The following is a 17,498-nucleotide window of genomic DNA, read 5'->3' on the forward strand; positions in this document are numbered from 1 at the left end:
GGCATCGACCCGACGGGCGCCTCGTTCGAGCTCGCAGAACACGCGATCCACCGGGTGGCCGAGCTCCGCTTCGTCGAGATGATGAACCATCACGACTCCGCGGAGGTCGCCCCTCAGCTGCGCGGCCTGAGCCGACTCCGTGAAGAAGCGGACGCTGGGCCAGCCACGATCCGGAACACCCCCCTTGCATTCCTGACCGCTCTCATAGCCCGCGAGAACCACCAGCCCCGAGCCTCCGCCGCGCCCGGCGAGCCGGAGTCAGCCGGCGGCAGTGGGCTCGGCCGCGATCGCGAAGTTGTCGCGGAACAGATTGTCGGGGTCGACCCGCGACTTGATAGCGCGGAGGCGCTCAAGAGTTGCGGGCGGATATGCCTCGCCGATGCGCTCTGGGCGCAGCGAGGTCTCGAAGCTCAGGTAAAGTCCTCGCGAGTGCTTCGCGATGTCGCGCCACGCCGCCTCCAGCCGCGCCTCGTTCGCGCCGACGGTCGCGATCGAGAAGGCCGCTGAACGATGTGCGTAGGCGGTGGCGTCGTCGGGCACGTCGGCGACCGCGCCGCCCAGCGCACGCACGGAGAAGAAGTGCGTGGCGCCGCTGTCGAGTACGTGCGCCATAGAGGCGGCGAGCTCCGGGGTGATCGTGTCGACGAGAGCGGAGCGCGACACAGGCTCGCCCGCACCCTGCTGCGGACCGGACTCGGCGTTCGCCATCACCTGCGCGTAGGTCGTCAGCTGCACGGACTGCTGCATGAGCGGCCCGAGCTGCGCGAACGGCTGGAGCCGCTCAATGACCGTGTCGGGGTCGTCGGAGTCGACCATCGCGATCACGATGGCCGTGGGCGGCTGTCCGGGCCGGCCGCCCGACATGATGAGGAAGCTGGTGAGATCGCGAGGCGACGCCTGCACCGCAGCACCCCAGCCCTCGAGGAATGCGGCCGGGTCGTTCGGCTGGATGACGAGTTGCGCCCAGCCGACCTCGCCCACCTCGTCGACCTCGAACTCGAAGGCGGTTGCGATGCCCATGTTGGCGCCCGCGCCGCGCACCGCCCAGAACAGGTCAGGGTCGTTCTCGGCGTCGACGTGCACGACCGATCCGTCGGCCAGCACCATCTCGACGGCGCGCACGTGGTCGATCGTGAGCCCATGCTCGCGCGCGAGCCAGCCGATGCCCCCGGCCGTCGCAAGCCCGCCCACCCCGACGCCGCCGTAGTCTCCCGAGCTGAGCGCCCAGCCGTGCTCGCCCAGCGCGGCCGCGACATCCGCCCAGCGCGCGCCGGCGCCGATGCGTACCAGGCGCCGCCCGGCGTCGAGCACCTCGATCATGTTCAAACGCCGCAGGTCGATCACGATGCCGCCGTCGTTTGTGCTGCGCCCGGAGATCCCGTGACCGCCGCTTCGCACCGACAGGGCGACATCGGGATGCTGCCGCGCGAACGCCACGGCGCGCGACACCTGCTCGGCGTCGGCGGGCTGGACCACGATGCCCGGGCTGCCGCCGCGCATGTAGGTGTTCGCGACATCCGGGTATTCGAAGTCGCCCGGTTCGATCGCGTGCACGCCCGCGGGCGCGGCGTCGTAGTCGATGCCGGCTCTGCGGCGAGAGAGTGCCGCGACCGACCTCGCCGGCGCCGGTGCGCTGCCGCTTCGGGTGCGCTCGCGCTCGACCAGCTCGCGTACCGCGGGGGCGACCTCCGCTCCGAAGCGCTGCAGGCTGCGCGGGTCGTCGGCCATCGCGATGAACGCCGACACGCCGTCGGCGAGCGCGTACCCGGCGAGCTCCTCAGCCCAGGCCCGGGAGTCCTTCGGTGAGGGTCCGATGTTGAGCAGCCGGCGGATCGCCCGCGGGTCGCGTCCGGCTTCCTCGGCCGCCTCATCGATCCGGACGTTACCGCGCGCGTAGTCACCCGGCTCCAACCAGGGCAGCGACGGCAGCCACCCGTCGGCCGCGCGACCGAGCAGCGCGAGCATCCGCGGCTTTCGTGCCCCGACCCAGATCGGGATTTCGTGGGCGGGCCGGGGACCCCGCTGGGCGCCGCGTACCGAGTGCACCGTCCCGTCGACGAACACGCCACCGCGACGGGTGATATCCCAGCGTCCCCGGATGATTTCGATGGCCTCCTCAAGGGCGGTCACAGCCTGCCCAGGGGTGAGTTTCGGGGGACCCATCGCCTCAATCGCGTCCCAGAACCCGCCGGCGCCGAGGCCGAGGTCCAGGCGCCCGCCCGACAGGAGGTCGAGACTCGCTGCTGCGCCTGCGAGCACCGCAGGCGGCCGCAGCGGCACGTTCAGCACGTTTGGGGCGATGCGCACCCTCTCGGTGGCGGCCGCGACGAAGGCCATAAGCGTCCATGTGTCGAGGAATGACGGCTGGTAGGGGTGGTCCTGAAAAGTGACGAGGTCGAGACCAGACGCCTCCGCCAACTGAGCCAGCGCAACGGGGACGTGCGGGTCAGCGGCGGTGGGGGTGATGAAGGCTCCGAAGAGGAGCTCGTGTCCGTAATCCATGTGCGGTCCTCTCAGGCAGACGCTCGCGATGGCAGCAGCCGCGCGGGCGACCAGTCAAGCGACCTGTCCGTGACGGAGGGCGGCCAGCTCCTGGCCATACGCCCGGGCGGCGGTCTCGGCCGCCTGCTTGAGCTCCCGCGCGGTGTCGGCGAAGTCATCGAGCGCCGGGTTCACGCCCACCAGGGTGAACGGCCGCAGCACGACGCGCAGGTCGAGGCCCCAGACATCTTCCAGCACGCGGCGTAGCCATCCGGTCGAGTGGTCCCAGCCGTCTTTGGGCGTGCCGGGTGCGTAGTTGCCACCGAGGACGGTGACGAGCGTCGCAGGTTTGCCGAGCAGCGTCGTGCCGCTGGGGCCGATTCGCGAGTCGGTATAGGCGAGGTCGAACCAGGATTTGAAATGCTGTGAGATTCCGTAGTTGTAGAGCGGCACGGCAAACAGCAGCGCGTCGGCGCCGATGAGCTCGTCGGCGACGGCGGTCGCGAGGACGCGCGCCTCGATCTGTGCGGAAGTGAGCTGCGCGTCGGCGATGAAGCCGCCGGCGACCGCATCCGCCCAAGCCGTTGCGGGCACTGGATCAGTGGCCAGATCGCGGCGAGTCACGGTGGAGTCCGGGTGCGATGCCGCCCATTCGGCTTCGACGAGGTCGGCGAGAGCACGGCTCGCGGACGTCGTTGGGAAAATGCTGGCATCCAGGCGGAAGAGGGACATGAGAAACCTCTCGGTTTTCGTAGGGACTACTATTTCCTTAGCGGATACAGATACCGTAGCACGGTACTATGGCCGCATGCGCGATGTCGATGAACAGTCGCATGTCTGCGACGCAGCCGTAACACTGGCCTTCAGCGTGCTCGGCAAGCGTTGGAACGGCATGATCATCTCCGCGCTGGGAGGGGGCCCGTCGACCTTCGTCTCCCTGCGCCGCGGCGTCTCGGGCATCAGCGACACCGTGCTGTCAGATCGACTGGCCGAACTCGCCAAGGCCGCGCTCGTGACTCGCACGGTTACCGCCGGCCCCCCCGTCACAGTCTCATACGCGCTCACCGAGAGTGGCGAAGGGCTGCTGCCGATCCTCGAACAACTCGGATCCTGGGCGGCCGCCAACCTAGAACGGCGCTGACGCCGATGGCGACGGGCCGGTGGGATGCGAAACGCCGCGCCGCGCCGTCTCGCGCAGCGGCGAGACCGTGCTGACAGACCGCACCCGTCATCGAAGACGGCCCGGGCGGCTCGAACAGCCCTCGATGCGAACGTCGGCAGTTGACGTGGGGCGGCATTTCGTACACGATTTCCGCGCCGCTCGGATTCCGGCCAGATTGCGCACCCGACACTGGCTCCGTCGGGTGACGAAGGACTGGGCGCTCGAGCATCTGCAGCTCGCGTACGCGTCGACGATTTCACGGCGTTCAGGGAGGCGGTGGATGCCTCGTCCGTTGGTCCGGATGCGGATACGGTTGGCCTCTCTATGTCGGCCCCACCCGGGGTCGGCTCACACGTCGAGCCGCGGGCGAGTGGAACGGGCCGGACGACGTGGCAGCGGTGGCGGCGGTAGCAGGATCGGCGTCGCCGTCGGAACTTCATGCGGAAGCGCTGCGGGGCGTCCTGCGGCGCGTGGGGTCGGTGATTCTGTGCATGAGCTCGGCGGTTCGACGCCGGCTCAACACGCGACCGATGTTGGCGCTGAGCTTGTTGGAAGTGCCGTCGATCACGCTGGGGCCGGGGTATCGTCGCTGGAGATGAGCCAGCGCGGTCAGCACGACATCATCGGCGGCGCGCATTCGCGCTCGGGAGGTGGCGTCATCCGTGCCGACTACAGTGTTGAACTCGGTTTCCGTCGCACCGGGGGAGAGCGCGAAGACCGTGACGCCGGATGCGCGGGTCTCGGCCCAGAGCGATTCCGTGAAGCTCAGGATGAATGCTTTTGCAGCACCGTACACGGCCATCCGCGGGGTCGGCACGTACGCAGACATGCTGGCGACGTTGATGAGAAACCCCTCCCCCTCGGCAACCATTCCGGGCAGGAAGGCCCCACTGATCTGCACCGGTGCGCTGATGTCGACGGCGATCTCCCGAGCGAACAGATCCGCATCCTCATCGACGAAGTCGCCGAATGATCCGAAGCCGGCGTTGTTGATGATGCCCGTGACGCGGAGGCCGGCTGCAGCGGTTGCGGCCGACAGATCCGCGCCTGCGGACGACGAGCCGAGATCTTGGCTGATCACGGTGGCGGTCACCCCGTGGCTGCGCTCCAGCTCCGTGGCGAGCGCCTCGAGGCGAGCACGGCGCCGCGCGACCAGCACGAGATCGGATCCGCGAGCAGCCAGCGCTCGAGCGAATGATTCGCCAATACCAGAAGAAGCTCCGGTGATCAGGATGGTCTGGCGGCGATAGTCGATTGCAGGCACGAGGTTCTTCCAGACGCAGGGGGCGAGTGCTACGAACAGGTGTGAGCGTATGTCCGTCTGTCACTGAGTGTCAGTCTGGCAGTAGGGTAAGATTTCTCCATGGGCACCCCGACGAGCTTGTGGCAACGATCTCGCGAGGCGGTGTATGCGGAGATCGCGAGCGTGGCGATGCGGCTGTTCCTCGAGCAAGGCTTCGAGCAGACGACCATCGACGAGATCGCATCGACCGCGGGCATCTCGCGACGGTCGTTCTTTCGGTACTTCGGCACGAAGGAGGACATCGTGCTGGGCCATCTGGCCGGCCGGGGGGAGCTCGTGAGGGACGAGCTCGATCAGGTGCCTCTCAACGTCGGCCCGTGGGAGGCGCTGCGCGAGGCGCTCGACAAGGTCAATGCGCTCGAGGTGGAACCTGGAGTCACGCTGAGGCTCGCGAAGATGATGTACGAGACGCCATCGCTGCGCTCGCGGAGCATCGAGAAGCACCTGCACTGGCAGTCGCTGCTGATCCCCGACATCCGACGTCGCATGGCGATCGCGGAGGACGATGTGTCGAACCCGGCGCCGGGCGCCATCCTAGCCAGCGTCATCGCGTGCCTCGATGTCGCAGGCGAGGCGTGGGTCCTCAGCGGTGGCGCGGAAGACCTCGCTACCCTCTACGACCGGGCGGTCTGTGCGGTGCGCGAGAAGTCCTGATCCCGGTAAGGCGGCGGACGCGTCTCTAGTCGCCTTCCGCCGCGTGTCTGCGAATGAGCTCGAGTGCCCTCCGGCTGAAATCGCCGACGTCCGAATGGACCTCGATGAGGTGCACCAGCGCAAGCCCGATCAGCTCGGCGACAAGAGCGGGCGGATCCTCGAAGCCGGCGAAGGCGAGCAGCTGAGCCGGCCGGGTGAGCAGATCCTCGGCGACGCGCCGAAGCTCAGGGTCACGGCCTGCCGCGATCAGCATCTCCAGGACGGCGGTGAACGCCGCGCGATGCTCGGCGAGCACGCGCGCCCACTGCTCGGTCACCGCATTCAAAGGCTCCGTGCTCGACTGCGCTTTCGCCAGTGCGCCCTCGAAGCCTGACCCGATCTCGTCCGCCGCCCATTCGAAGGTCGTCCGGCGCAGGTCATCGATCCCCGCGAAGTGATAAGTGGTGGAGGCGAGCGACACTCCTGCCTCGGCCGCCACGGCACGGTGAGTCAGGGCGCCCGCGCCTTCGCGCGCGACGATCGCCATCGCCGCCGCCAGGATCACCTGACGCCGCACTTCCCCTCTGCCCGAGCCTGAGCCGGCCATGGATCCTCCTTGCCAACTGTACAAAAGTACCGTACGTTATAACGGTACAAATGTACCGCTATAGTTCCTCGGTACGCCAGCCGAAAAGGGGAGGTCCCTGAGATGACTGAGAACACGTTGGCCAGACTGGCGCGCAGCGACGCCGAATACACGGCGTTCGGGCTTTCCCGAACCATCCAACGCTGGGAGGACGGCGCACGGACCGACAACCGGGCAGGCACGTACGAGTGGTGGTACTTCGACGCGCATCTCGCCGATGGATCCGTGCTGGTGATCGTCTTCCAGAACAAGGACTTCACTGTTCCGAGAACGGCTCTCGATCCGCTCATCCGCTTCGAACTGACGTTGCCGGACGGTCGCCAGGTCGACAGGATCGTCCGCTTCAATCCCGCAGAGTGGAGCGCGGCGACCGATCACGCGGATGTGCGCATCGGTGCGGGAAATCGCTTCTCCGGCGATCTGCACGAGTATCGGATCTCGGTCGATCTAGGCGATGTGAGCGCAGACGTCGTCATCACCGGCGAGGTTCCGGCGTGGCGACCCGAGACGGGGATCATGCTGTTCGGCGAGAGGCAGGACCATGAGTTCGGCTGGCTGCCTTCCGTCCCCCAGGGCCAGGTAACCGCGAGCTACACCGTCGACGGCAAGACGACCGAGACCACCGGGGTGGGCTATCACGACCACAACTGGGGCAACGCCGCCCTCCCTTCCCTCATCCACAACTGGTACTGGGCGCGCGGTCAGGCGGGACCATTCTCGGTCATCGCCTCGTACATCACAGCTGCCGAAGACTACGATTTCAACACCATCCCCCTGTTCCTTCTTGCGAAAGACGGCGAGGTTGTCGCAGACGACGACACGAAGGTGACCTTCGATACGGAAGTGGTCGCGACAGACGAACGCACGGGGAAGCCGGTGGCGGATGTCACGCGGTACACCTACGTCGACGGCGACGACACGTACGTCGTGAAATTCGAACGCCGCCAGACCATTGCTTCCGAGCGCCTGATCGACACGCTCAGCGGCCCGAAGAAACTCGCGGCGAAGATCGCCCGCTTCGACGGGGCCTACCTGCGGTTCTCGGGTGCGGTGACGGTTGAGCACTACCGTCGAGGCGACCTCGTCGATACGGCGAACGATGACGGTGTCTGGGAGTTGATGTACTTCGGCCACGCGCGCTGACGAGGACGGGCGTGCGCAGCTCGGGTGACGCACGCCAGTCCGATGCCGTCCCGGGCATGCACGCTCATGTGCTCCAGAGCGACGCCTTCGGGTCACGAAGATCGCCGGGTCGAGGACGCCGCCTCCGCGGAGGGCAAGTCGATGGTCACGGTGAGTCCGCCGTCCTCATTCGCCGCGAGTTCGAGGCTGCCCCGATTGGCCTATCATGGGCGAGCCGGTCCACCGCTTCTTCGAGCTGATCCCGCCCGGCGATGGTGTTCATGATCTGGACCTCGTGTGCATCTGTTCTTCCTGACTGTTTCTGTGGCCTTTCTGGCAAGTCGCGTCGTTTGCGACCGGAGGGGTGTGCAGTGCCGGGTCGTGGAATAACGCAGCCCCGGAGCGCCAGCGGAGGGGCGAGCCTTTGCGACGAGTTGCTTCACCCGTTCCATTGCGCGTGCTCGTTGCCGGGCCGTCATCTCGGCTTCTCTGGCTGCCTTCTCGACCTCGTAGGCGAATCGTCGAGCCTCACTTACGCGGAGGCGATCGCAGGGGTGGGGTGTATTCAGCAGATACGCGACCGCCCGGAAGCGTGCGCTGTCCCGATTGAAGCGATGGATGAGACTCGGCGGCGTGGGACCGTAAATCTCCGACAGGTTCTGTTCGAGCACTTCCCTGGTGGCTCGTGCACTCGTGAAGAACTCGTCCGCGGCCGCCGTGTTGGCGTCGCGCTGTTCCTTCGTGACGGTGTGCAGCCGACGTGGCGGCAAGCCTTCGGCTTGGCGGAATCGCTCACGTCGGCGCCACTCCCGGTGGTACGCGCGCTTGACTTCTGGGTCTCCGCGTACTTCTCCCGCAGGTGCGCGGTGATGCGCTCCGCGTTCGCCGCGTAGTACGCCTGGCCACGATCGCGGGCGCGTTGCGGGTTCTGACGGTACTTTTCGCGGAGCTTCGCGTTCTCCTGCTCCTTGTGGCTGTCTCTCCAGCGCTGATTGCGGGCACTGGTCTGTGCACGGTACCGATCGGGATCGGCCGCGCGTCGTGCCGCGCGGCGCTCCCGCTGGTAGTCGAGGTACTCGTGCCGGTGGGCCGCGTAATACTCACGCTGGTACTGTCGCCGTGCCTCTCTTCGTCGCTCTTCAGCGCGCTTGCGGGCGTCGTACGTCTTCATGTACTCGCGGTTCTTGCGCAGGACATCGTCACGGTGCTCGGCGTTGTAGCGGCGGCGGTACTCGGCGATGTGCTCCGCGTTTCGCTCACGCCACCGCCGCTTCGAGACGGATGCTTGGTCATGCGTCAGCGGCGATGACCCTAGATGTGTACGCGGATCTATTCGACGATGATCTCGACGCCGTATCGGCCGCTCTGGATCAGGCGAGATCCCTCCAACGCGACGGGCTCCGGGGAACCCTCCCGGGTCGGCAACCAGCGACCGACTTCAACTGATCAGGGTAAGAGCTCTGCACGTTGTCATCACCGATCGGAGTGATGCTGTTGTCGGGGCGATGATCAAGCCTTGTGCTCGTCGTCGACGACCGGGCCGTAGGTCCACTTCCTGCCCGCGCGGATACTGTCCGACACGCGATGCGCGTGGATATTCGCGGAGCTGGGGTTCGACCTCTAGTGCGGGTGCCGCGCGCATCTGTGGGCAGGATGTGGGCACGCGAGTACTCGCGAAGTGTGATGTCTCAGGACATCGGTGACAGTTCTGCATCAGGACATCGGTGACACTTCATGTCTCAGGACATCGGTGACAGTGGGAGGGTTCGAGGGCGTGGTCCGCGCGGGTTGCCGCTGCCGACGTACTCGGTCCCGGGTGTCGGCCATGCGTGCTCGATGATGAAGGTGCCGCGGGCGTCGAAGATCGTCAGCGTGTTGTCGTCGTAGATCACGTGCGCGAGCTGGCCGGCCAGCGCGCGGCTGGTCTGGAACTTGGTGCCGCGCGCGTAGATCGTGCCGTTGTCCCCGATGCGGGTGACGCGGATCTCGTCATCGACTCGATGGTGCGGGGCTGGTGCGGGTTGCCCCAGCAGCTGCAGGGCATGACGCTCGGCGTCCGGCTTGGGCCTGGGCGGAGTGGCCTTCGGCGTTGCGTTCCACGCCTGTTGCGGCGTGATCCGGCCGGGAAGTGCCTGGTGTGGTCGTTCGGTGTTGTAGATCACGTCGAACCGGTCGATCTGCTCCTGCAGTTGGGCGAGCGTGCCGGCGAGGGACTGCTTGTCGAGGTAGCGGAACAAGGTCTGGTGGAACCTCTCGTTCTTGCCTTGCGTGGTCGGCCGGTAGGGCTTGCCAGTGATCGGTTCGACACCGAGCGCGGTGACGTGCGCGACGAGCTGCCCGACCACGCCGCGACGCGACGGGTTGAACGCCAGGCCGTTATCGGTGAGCAGCCGTTGCGGCACCCCGTGCGCGGCCACGCCCTTGTCGAACACCACGATCGCGTCGCCGGAGTTCTCGCTCCAGGCGACGTGGGATGCGACCGCATAGCGGGCATGGTCGTCCGAGAGCTGGAAGATCACGCACCGCCGACCGCCGGCCAGGACATACTCTGCGGCGTCGAGCTGCCAGCACGCGTTCGGCGCCGGATATACGAACCGGCGGAACGCGGCCCGCGGCTTCTTCTTTGGCCTCTGCCCGCGCCACCCCGGTCTGGCGGAAGATCCGCGCCAGCGACGCGATCGAGGGCGCCTCCATCCCGAGCGCGAGCATCTTGTCGTGCACGCTGATCGGTCCGTGATCCAGACCCGACGACTCCAACGCAGCTCGCACCGCGAGCGCCTGGGTCTTTGCGTCGTCGGTGATCTGCGTCGGACTGTTCCTCGGGCACCGCGAGCGGGGCTCGAGCGCCGCCGCCCACCCCTCCTCAACCGCCCGTTTGCGGATCGCATAGAACGTCTTCCGCGAGATCCCGTGCTCGGCGCAGAACGTCGCCACCGACCCGCGCGGCGCGTCCGGCGGCCACTGCGCGATCGCCAGACGGACACGAGGATCAACAGGCTCAACCGGGCTCATCCCTCACAGATAGAGCCGAGAACTGTCACCACCAACGACCGCCGAAGCGTCACCGATGTGTTGACCCACAACCGTTACCGATGTCCTGAGACATGACACGCGATGCGGAGACATCGTACGAGCCCCGGCGGGCGACCGCCGGACATTGTTGAGCTTCAAGGGTGAGACCTCACCGCCTCGCCACCAGTGTAGGCGTCGGGATGATCGTCGGCGAGCGGCCGAGCGAGCACACACCAGGCGGTGCGCCGCGGAGCAGGGTCGCGGACCTCGGCGACATCGCGATGACTCGCGTCGGCGGTGATCACGGGTTCCAGAGCCCGAGCTGCTCCCACTCGTCGTCGAAGCCCATGTCTGCCAGGGAGATGACCTTGTCGTCCGGGAAGCTGAGTACGTGCGCGCGGAACTGCTCGACCCATTCGGGCCGTAGGCCTCTCGTTGTAAGGAACCAGGCGAGTGCAGCGGCTGGCACGTACAGGCGCTTCTGGCTCCGATCGTGAAGGTCGTGCAGGTGATCGAGCGCCGGCACCGAGCCGCGCTTGGGAAGCGCCGGCGCGATCACGAGCGTCCGGTTCCACACCCGTGCATGGTGGGCACAGGTGTTGCGTAGTCCGTTGAACGCAGCGACCCAGGAAGCGAGCGTTCGCGCTTGCATTCCGAGGTCACGAGCGATCGCATCTCGCTCGGTCAGTGCAAGCCCTCGATATAGCCTCGCAACCTGCCCGAACTCCATGATCTCGACCGCCGCCCAGATGGGTAGTCGACTGTCGTAACGCGCGGCATGCCAGGCGACGAAGGCCTCCTTCGACTCATCCGATCGCGACGAGTATTTCTGCAGCCACTGGTCGTAGTTGCTCAGGCGATTGCGGTCGACCGCCTCAGGTTGGGCGGTGAAGGCTTCATTCAGCAGCTCCGGGTAGAGGTGGATGTGCGGGTGCCGCATGCCCGCGTGATAGGCGAGGACTGCTCGGAAGCAGATCTCGAAGCTCTCAAGTGCCGCCAACAGAAGATCGCGCATCCGTTGATCGAACTCGTAGAGCGCAACGACCTGGGCGAAGTGAATTCCGTCGATGAACTCGTTCAGCCGCTCGTCAAAGGCAGGGTCGCCATCGACCTTGCGAAGCCGGTATGTGTGCAGGTAGGCGCTGACGCGGTAATAGTTGGAGTTCGCCAGGAAGCGCTCCGCGGCGATGGGATCGTCGACGATCAGACCTCGGTCCTGCAGGATCTGCACCTGTTCGCCGTAGGTCTTGTGCTCCTTGTCGGGCTGACTCATCAGCCCCACCGTATCGCCCGACAAAGAAAACCAGCCCGTGGGCTCCCGGAGGAGCCCGAGCGGGCTGGTCATGACTACGTCAGGCTAGCAGAGTCGACTGACATCGCGGTGGGAGGTTACGCGTCCTAGAGTCGCGGGTCGATCGGATCGGACTCGAGCGCGAGCACCCCGAACACGGCCTCGTGAACGTGCCACAGCGGCTCGCCGCTCGTGAACCGGTGAAGCGCCTCAAGGCCGAGCGCGTACTCTCGGGCGGCGAGGGATCGCTTGTGGCCCGTGTCGCGGTCTTGGAGCCGCGCGAGGTTCGCCTCATCGGTGTAGTCGGGTCCGTAGATGATCCGCAGGTACTCCCGTCCGCGGACCTTGATACCCGGCTGCACCAGGCCTTTGCCGGTGCGGGTGAGGTTGGCGAAGGGCTTGACGACCATGCCTTCGCCGCCGTCGCCGGTGAGGCTCTCCCACCAGGCGACGGCAGCCTCGACGGATGCCGCGTCCCTCAAGTCCACACGCAGTCGCTGGGTGGTCGAGACAAGGTCCGGCGCGGCACTCGCGAGTCGGTCGGCAATCGCGAGGTGCCAGCCGTGGTCGTCTGTCTCGAAGGTGGCGTCGCCTGCGGCAAGCACCTGGAACGGCGCGAACCGCACGTCTTCTGGTGCGCCGACGTAGCGACGATACGCATCGCGGAACCGTTCGACGTTCTCGACGCGTGCGTGAACTCGTTCGGTGAGCTCCGATACGTCGATGCCGGATGCCGCAGCCTGGGCGAGCACTGATGAAGCTGCGGACGTCGCTGCGACACCCGCAGCGCCGACTGATGCGTAGAGATCCCGGATGAGCTCACTTGTCTTGAGCGACCACGGCAGCACCTCTCCGTCCAGCAGGATCCAGTCCGAGCCGAGCTCAGCCCAAATGCCGGCCTCATCGAGCGCGTCGTCCAGTCGGTTCAGGAAGTCCGTCTCGGCTGCGGGCTCGAGGAACGGCCGACCGGTGCGTGTGTGCACCAGTCCGCGCCATCCCTCGGGCGCGTTGAAGCGTTGCGGGTTGCGTGCTACCAGCGCGACTGCGCGGGATCCCATGTGCTTCTCTTCGCAGATCACGTCGGTGACGCCGTGGTCGCGGAAATAGGAGAACGCCTCGTCCGGATGCTCCAGGTAGTCCGAGCGCGCCGAGGTGTTCGGCGGGGACATCGTGGGCGGCAGGTAGATGAGCCAGCGAGGGTCGGTCGCCCAGCGGCTCATTGTCTCGAGCCCACCGGCCGACTGTTCTTCCTTGATGCCGACGAGACCGTGCAGGCTGGTTTCGATGATCAGCTTGCCCTGCACGTCGCCCAGGTTCAGCACGCCTGGCTCACGCTGCGGTGCGTCATCCGCTAGCGGGCGGATCGGCTCGTACCAGACGCGCTCGGCCGGCACCGCGACGACCTCCTGCTCCGGGTAGCGCATCGCGGACAGCGCTCCACCGAACACGCAGCCGGTGTCGAGGCATGCGGTGTTGTTGACCCACTCCACGGTCGGCACCGGCGTGTGGCCGTAGAGAACGATGGCCTTGCCGCGGTAGTCCTGGGCCCAGGGGTAGCGCACGGGCAGCCCGAATTCGTCGGTTTCGCCCGTGGTCTCGCCGTAGAGCGCGAACGCGCGCACGCGCCCTGAGGCGCGCCCGTGGTACTGCTCCTTAAGCCCTGCGTGCGCGACGACGAGCTTTCCGTCATCGAGCACGAGGTGCGAGACGAGGTCGTAGCAGAAGGCCGCGACCTGATCGCGGAACTCTGCTGTCTCCCCCGCGAGCTGCGCGAGCGTCTCCTCGAGTCCGTGCGACACCGTCACCTGTGCGCCGCGCAGCGCCCGCACGAGCTTGGCCTCGTGGTTGCCCGGGACGGCGAGCGCGTTCCCCGATGCGACCATGCCCATCGCCAGTCGGAGCACGCCCACGACGTCGGGGCCTCGGTCAACCAGGTCACCGAGGAAGACGACGCGACGCCCCTCAGGGTGGTGGGCGTCGGTTGCACGGCCCTCGTCGTCGCGGCGGATGTCGTAGCCGAGGCGGGTCAGGAGGGACTCGAGCTCGCTGCGGCATCCGTGCACGTCGCCGATCACGTCGAAGGGGCCGTGCTCGTCGCTGCGGTCGTTGAGGAGCCGAGTGCGCTCGATCGAAGCGGCTGCCACATCATCAGGGCTCCGGAGGATGTGGACTTTTCGGAATCCTTCCTTCGTGAGGTGGCGCAGTCCGCGACGCAGCTGGTCGCTCTGCCGTCGCACCACCCCTGCGGGAATGGCACGATCGGTGCGTTCAGCGTTACGACCGATGCTGACAGACTCGGGCACGTCGAACACGATCGCGACCGGGAGAACGTCGTGCGCCTTTGCGAGCTCGACGAGCTTGCGGCGCGCATCCGGCTGCACACTCGTGGCGTCGACCACCGTCAGCAGGCCGGCGTCCAGGCGTTTGCCGGCGACGAACTGGAGCGCGTCGAACGCAGCCGCTGTCGCGGATTGGTCGGCTTCGTCGTTCGCGACAAGCCCCCGGAAGTTGTCGCTCGAGAGGGTCTCGTACGGCCCGAAGTGTTCGCGGGCGAAGGTGGACTTGCCGGAGCCGGAGGCCCCGACCAGTACGACCAGCGAGAGGGAGGGGATGTCGAGCACGCTCATGCTGCCGCCTCCCGCCGGAACAGGGCGAGCTGCGTTGGGGCACCGAGCGCAGCATCCTCCACACCCACCGGACGGAACTCAACGCCATACCCGTACCGCGAGGCGACGTCGTTCGCCCACGCACGGAACTGGTTGCGGGACCACTCGAACCGGTGATCGCTATGACGGAAGTCACCGCTTGCGAGCGTCGGATACAGCGAGTTGTAGTCCGCGTTCGGCGTCGTCACGATCACCGAGGCCGGAGCCGCGCCAGCGAAGACGGCATCCTGCAAAGCCGCGAGGCGAGACGGATCGACGTGCTCGATGACTTCCATGAGGATCATCGCGTCGTACCCTCGCAGGCGATCGTCACGGTAGACGACGGACCCATGGACGAGGTCGATGCGGTCGCGGTCAGCGTCGGATGCTGCATCCAGGCGCAGCACTCGCGCTGCCTGGTCAAGCGACCGCGCCGACACGTCGACGCCCACGATCCTCGTGAAAGACCGGTCCTTCGCGAGCCGCGACAGTAGCGCGCCTGGCCCGCATCCCATATCGATGACGCGATGCGCCCCGGCATCCTGCAGCGCAGCCAGCACGGCGTCAGCACGCAGCACTCGCAGCGGCGTCTCTCCCGGTGCGGAGACGTCCTCGCCCGCCTGAGCAAGGAGCGACCGCTGGTGAACGAGGTAGCGACGCGTGATCAGGTCACGTTCGGGATGCTCTGCCAGCCAGCCCTCGCCGGCGCGTTCGAGCTTTGCGATCTCGTCGTCGCCGACCCAGTAGTGCTTCGCATCGTCGAGGACCGGGAGCAGTACGTACAGCTGACGCAGCGCCTCCGCGAGCCGGACCATCCCCGTCAGCGTGACGGCGCTGTAGCGTGAGTCTCCCCACTCCGGGAATGCCGGATCCAGCGGAACGCGATTCTCGGTAACGGTCCACCCGCAGGGCTCGAACACCCTCCGGACGAGATCGTCCTCACCACCCCGCGTGGAGACGGCCGGGATCTCGATGCGGAGCGGGAGCCGGGAAGCCGCCAGGCCCGGGTAGGTGTCGCTGCGTCCGGTCATCGCGGTGCGGAACACGGTTCCCAGGGCGACGGCGACCATACTCGACGGCACATACGGGCGCTCGTTGACATAGTGCCCGAGCGCACCCGCATCGCCCCGGAACCGCTTGCTGCGGACGAGTCCCACCGGATCGACTTCGAGCAGCACCACAATCGTGCACCGCTCGGCTGTCGCCTCGGGGTAGAAGACATGGATGTCTCCAACGGGCGCGGAGAAGGTCTGCACCTTCGCCGGATGCTTGTGCAGCAAGAATCCGAGTGCCGTGGCGTCTACCCCAGAGCCATGCTCCGGCTCATAGGTCACCGTGATCAGCATCGTCACCTCCCGCGTGATCGCATCCGCACAACTCTATGCGGCGCAACCGCGTTGACCTCCCCGACGTAGGCCAGAAGCGGCGCGGCACGAAAGCGAGCTCCGACATCCGGGCGCGGAACTTCCGTAGTCCGGAAGTTCGAGACTCTGCTGACTCCACCTACCGTGGGGGCAAATACCATGCGAGGTTCTGTGGGCAAAGTGTGGGCACGGCATCCTCGACGACGACCCGACCGACCATCTCGTTCCCTCTCGAGCCGTCTGAGTCGGTCTCGTTCCCGCCCGACAAGATCTCTCTGAACGGTCTCGCCTGCTCGGGAAAACCCCTGACCACACCCGTGCCCACATCCGAGACGGAACGAGACGGATCCAAAAGGAATGGGCCAGATCGAGACCGTCCGAGAAGGACGTCGATCTGGCCCAAAATGGCGGTGACGGTGGTGTCGGGTTTCAGACATCGTTGACAGCTGATCGCGCGGATCTCGCTCGTGATCGTTGACGGCTGAGTCGCGACATCGTTGACACCGCGGGGCCCGTGATCGTTGACCGGTGAGTCGCGACATCGCTGACGGGGACCGCGGACACGATGGGGCGTGAAACCGAAGAACCTCGTCATCGTCCGTGCCGTCCGTGAACAAGGTCTCTCCCATGCCGAGGCCGCTGCCCGATTCGGCGTGACCCGACAATGGGTCCATACACTCGTCCGCCGTTACGACGCCGAAGGACCCGACGGTGTCGCACCGCGTTCGCGGGCTCCGCAGACCCGTCCCGAGGCCACGCCGGTGATCCGCGAGCGGATCGTCCAGTTGCGCCGGGAGCTGGTCGCTCAAGGCGCGGACGCCGGCCCTGCCACCATCGCCTGGCACCTTGAGCAGGCGGGCTTCCGGGTGCCCTCGACGGCCACGATCCGCCGCATCCTGCACGCCGAAGCCCTGATCACCCCGGCACCCGAGAAGCGCCCCCGCAGCTCCTACATCCGCTTCCAAGCTGATCTGCCCAACGAGTGCTGGCAAGCCGACATCACCCACTGGCTCCTCGCCTCCGGCACCCGGGTCGAGATCCTCGACTTCCTCGACGACCACTCCCGGCTCCTCCTCGACATCCGCGCCGCGCCCGCGTTCACCGGGCCCATGGTCGTCACGCGATGACCGAGCTGATCAGCCGATACGGACCGCCGATGTCCACCCTCACCGACAACGGGCTCGTGTTCACCACCCGCCTCGCACGCCACAAGGGCGCCCGCGGCGGGTTCGAGAAACTCATCGCCGCGCACGGCATCACCCAGAAGAACGGCCGCCCCGGACACCCGCAAACCCAAGGGAAGATCGAGAGATTCCACCAGACCCTGAAACGCTTCCTCGCCGCCCGACCGCTGCCCGCCACGATCGACGACCTCCAGCAGCTGCTGACCGAGTTCCAGAACTGGTACAACACGAAACGCCCACACCGATCCGTCGGCCGCCGAACACCCCTCGAGGCCTACACCGCACTCCCGAAAGCCACCCCCACCGGTCCGCGGACCACAGAATGGCGCTCCCGCACCGACAAGGTCGACACGCACGGCAAAGTCACCATCCGCTACGCCGGCAAACTCCGACACCTCGGCATCGGCAAAGCCCACACCGGCACACCCGTGCTCATGCTGATCCACGACCGCGACATCGTCACCAGCAACGCGAACACCGGCGAAATCATCGCCGAGCACACCATCGACCCGACCCGGGACTACCAACCCCGGAAGCCATGAGACGCGCCGTCAACGATGACCCGACTCACCGAGCAAGCGTCACCGTCAACCCCACGAACCCACAAAAAAGTCCTGAGTCGCGACTGGTTCGTAAACGATGTCGCGACTCAGGA

10 protein-coding genes and 2 pseudogenes are annotated in these 17,498 nt (G+C 66.7%); 4 read left to right on the forward strand and 8 right to left on the reverse strand.

The window, feature by feature from the left end; genetic code table 11:
* Window positions 1-258 precede the first annotated feature (258 nt).
* Window positions 259-2,502, reverse strand: coding sequence for an LLM class flavin-dependent oxidoreductase (locus MRBLWS13_RS09950; RefSeq protein WP_349428888.1), 2,244 nt, complete (start codon window positions 2,500-2,502; stop codon window positions 259-261).
* 54 nt (window positions 2,503-2,556) lie between these two features.
* Complete coding sequence (locus tag MRBLWS13_RS09955; RefSeq protein ID WP_349428889.1) at window positions 2,557-3,213, reverse strand: NAD(P)H-dependent oxidoreductase; 657 nt, start codon at window positions 3,211-3,213, stop codon at window positions 2,557-2,559.
* A 76-nt stretch (window positions 3,214-3,289) separates the two neighbouring features.
* Here MRBLWS13_RS09955 and MRBLWS13_RS09960 point away from each other — a divergent pair, with 76 nt between their 5' ends.
* Complete coding sequence (locus MRBLWS13_RS09960; protein WP_349428890.1) at window positions 3,290-3,622, forward strand: helix-turn-helix domain-containing protein; 333 nt, start codon at window positions 3,290-3,292, stop codon at window positions 3,620-3,622.
* A 457-nt stretch (window positions 3,623-4,079) separates the two neighbouring features.
* Here MRBLWS13_RS09960 and MRBLWS13_RS09965 read toward each other — a convergent pair whose 3' ends face one another.
* Window positions 4,080-4,907, reverse strand: a complete 828-nt coding sequence (locus tag MRBLWS13_RS09965) for an SDR family oxidoreductase (RefSeq protein WP_349428891.1) — start codon at window positions 4,905-4,907, stop codon at window positions 4,080-4,082.
* Between the two features lie 99 nt (window positions 4,908-5,006).
* On the opposite strand from MRBLWS13_RS09965, the gene MRBLWS13_RS09970 reads away from it, so the two are divergent.
* Entirely contained in the window at window positions 5,007-5,600 is a 594-nt protein-coding gene (locus tag MRBLWS13_RS09970) for a TetR family transcriptional regulator (protein WP_349428892.1), read from the forward strand.
* 25 nt (window positions 5,601-5,625) lie between these two features.
* Here MRBLWS13_RS09970 and MRBLWS13_RS09975 read toward each other — a convergent pair whose 3' ends face one another.
* The gene (locus tag MRBLWS13_RS09975; RefSeq protein ID WP_349428893.1) at window positions 5,626-6,186 is read right to left on the reverse strand and encodes a TetR family transcriptional regulator; all 561 of its coding nucleotides are present in this window, start codon (window positions 6,184-6,186) and stop codon (window positions 5,626-5,628) included.
* A gap of 102 nt (window positions 6,187-6,288) precedes the next feature.
* On the opposite strand from MRBLWS13_RS09975, the gene MRBLWS13_RS09980 reads away from it, so the two are divergent.
* The gene (locus tag MRBLWS13_RS09980; RefSeq protein ID WP_349428894.1) at window positions 6,289-7,368 is read left to right on the forward strand and encodes a hydroxyneurosporene dehydrogenase; all 1,080 of its coding nucleotides are present in this window, start codon (window positions 6,289-6,291) and stop codon (window positions 7,366-7,368) included.
* Window positions 7,369-9,060: 1,692 nt separating this feature from the next.
* On the opposite strand, the pseudogene MRBLWS13_RS09985 reads toward MRBLWS13_RS09980, so the two are convergent.
* From MRBLWS13_RS09985 to MRBLWS13_RS10000, 4 genes and pseudogenes are all read right to left on the reverse strand, one after another.
* Window positions 9,061-10,281 (reverse strand): annotated as a pseudogene (locus MRBLWS13_RS09985) (IS481 family transposase).
* 379 nt (window positions 10,282-10,660) lie between these two features.
* Window positions 10,661-11,704, reverse strand: coding sequence for an Abi family protein (locus tag MRBLWS13_RS09990; RefSeq protein ID WP_349428895.1), 1,044 nt, complete (start codon window positions 11,702-11,704; stop codon window positions 10,661-10,663).
* Window positions 11,705-11,757: 53 nt separating this feature from the next.
* A complete protein-coding gene (locus MRBLWS13_RS09995; protein WP_349428896.1) occupies window positions 11,758-14,277 on the reverse strand; it encodes a polynucleotide kinase-phosphatase in 2,520 nt (839 codons plus the stop codon).
* The gene (locus tag MRBLWS13_RS10000; protein ID WP_349428897.1) at window positions 14,274-15,641 is read right to left on the reverse strand and encodes a 3' terminal RNA ribose 2'-O-methyltransferase Hen1; all 1,368 of its coding nucleotides are present in this window, start codon (window positions 15,639-15,641) and stop codon (window positions 14,274-14,276) included. The genes MRBLWS13_RS09995 and MRBLWS13_RS10000 overlap by 4 nt, the downstream gene beginning before the upstream one ends.
* A 611-nt stretch (window positions 15,642-16,252) precedes the next feature.
* Between MRBLWS13_RS10000 and MRBLWS13_RS10005 the strand changes: the two are divergent.
* A pseudogene (locus tag MRBLWS13_RS10005) lies at window positions 16,253-17,385 on the forward strand (IS481 family transposase).
* Window positions 17,386-17,498: the final 113 nt, after the last annotated feature.

It is taken from the genome of Microbacterium sp. LWS13-1.2, from assembly GCF_040144835.1.
In the GTDB taxonomy this organism is placed as follows: Bacteria; Actinomycetota; Actinomycetes; order Actinomycetales; family Microbacteriaceae; genus Microbacterium.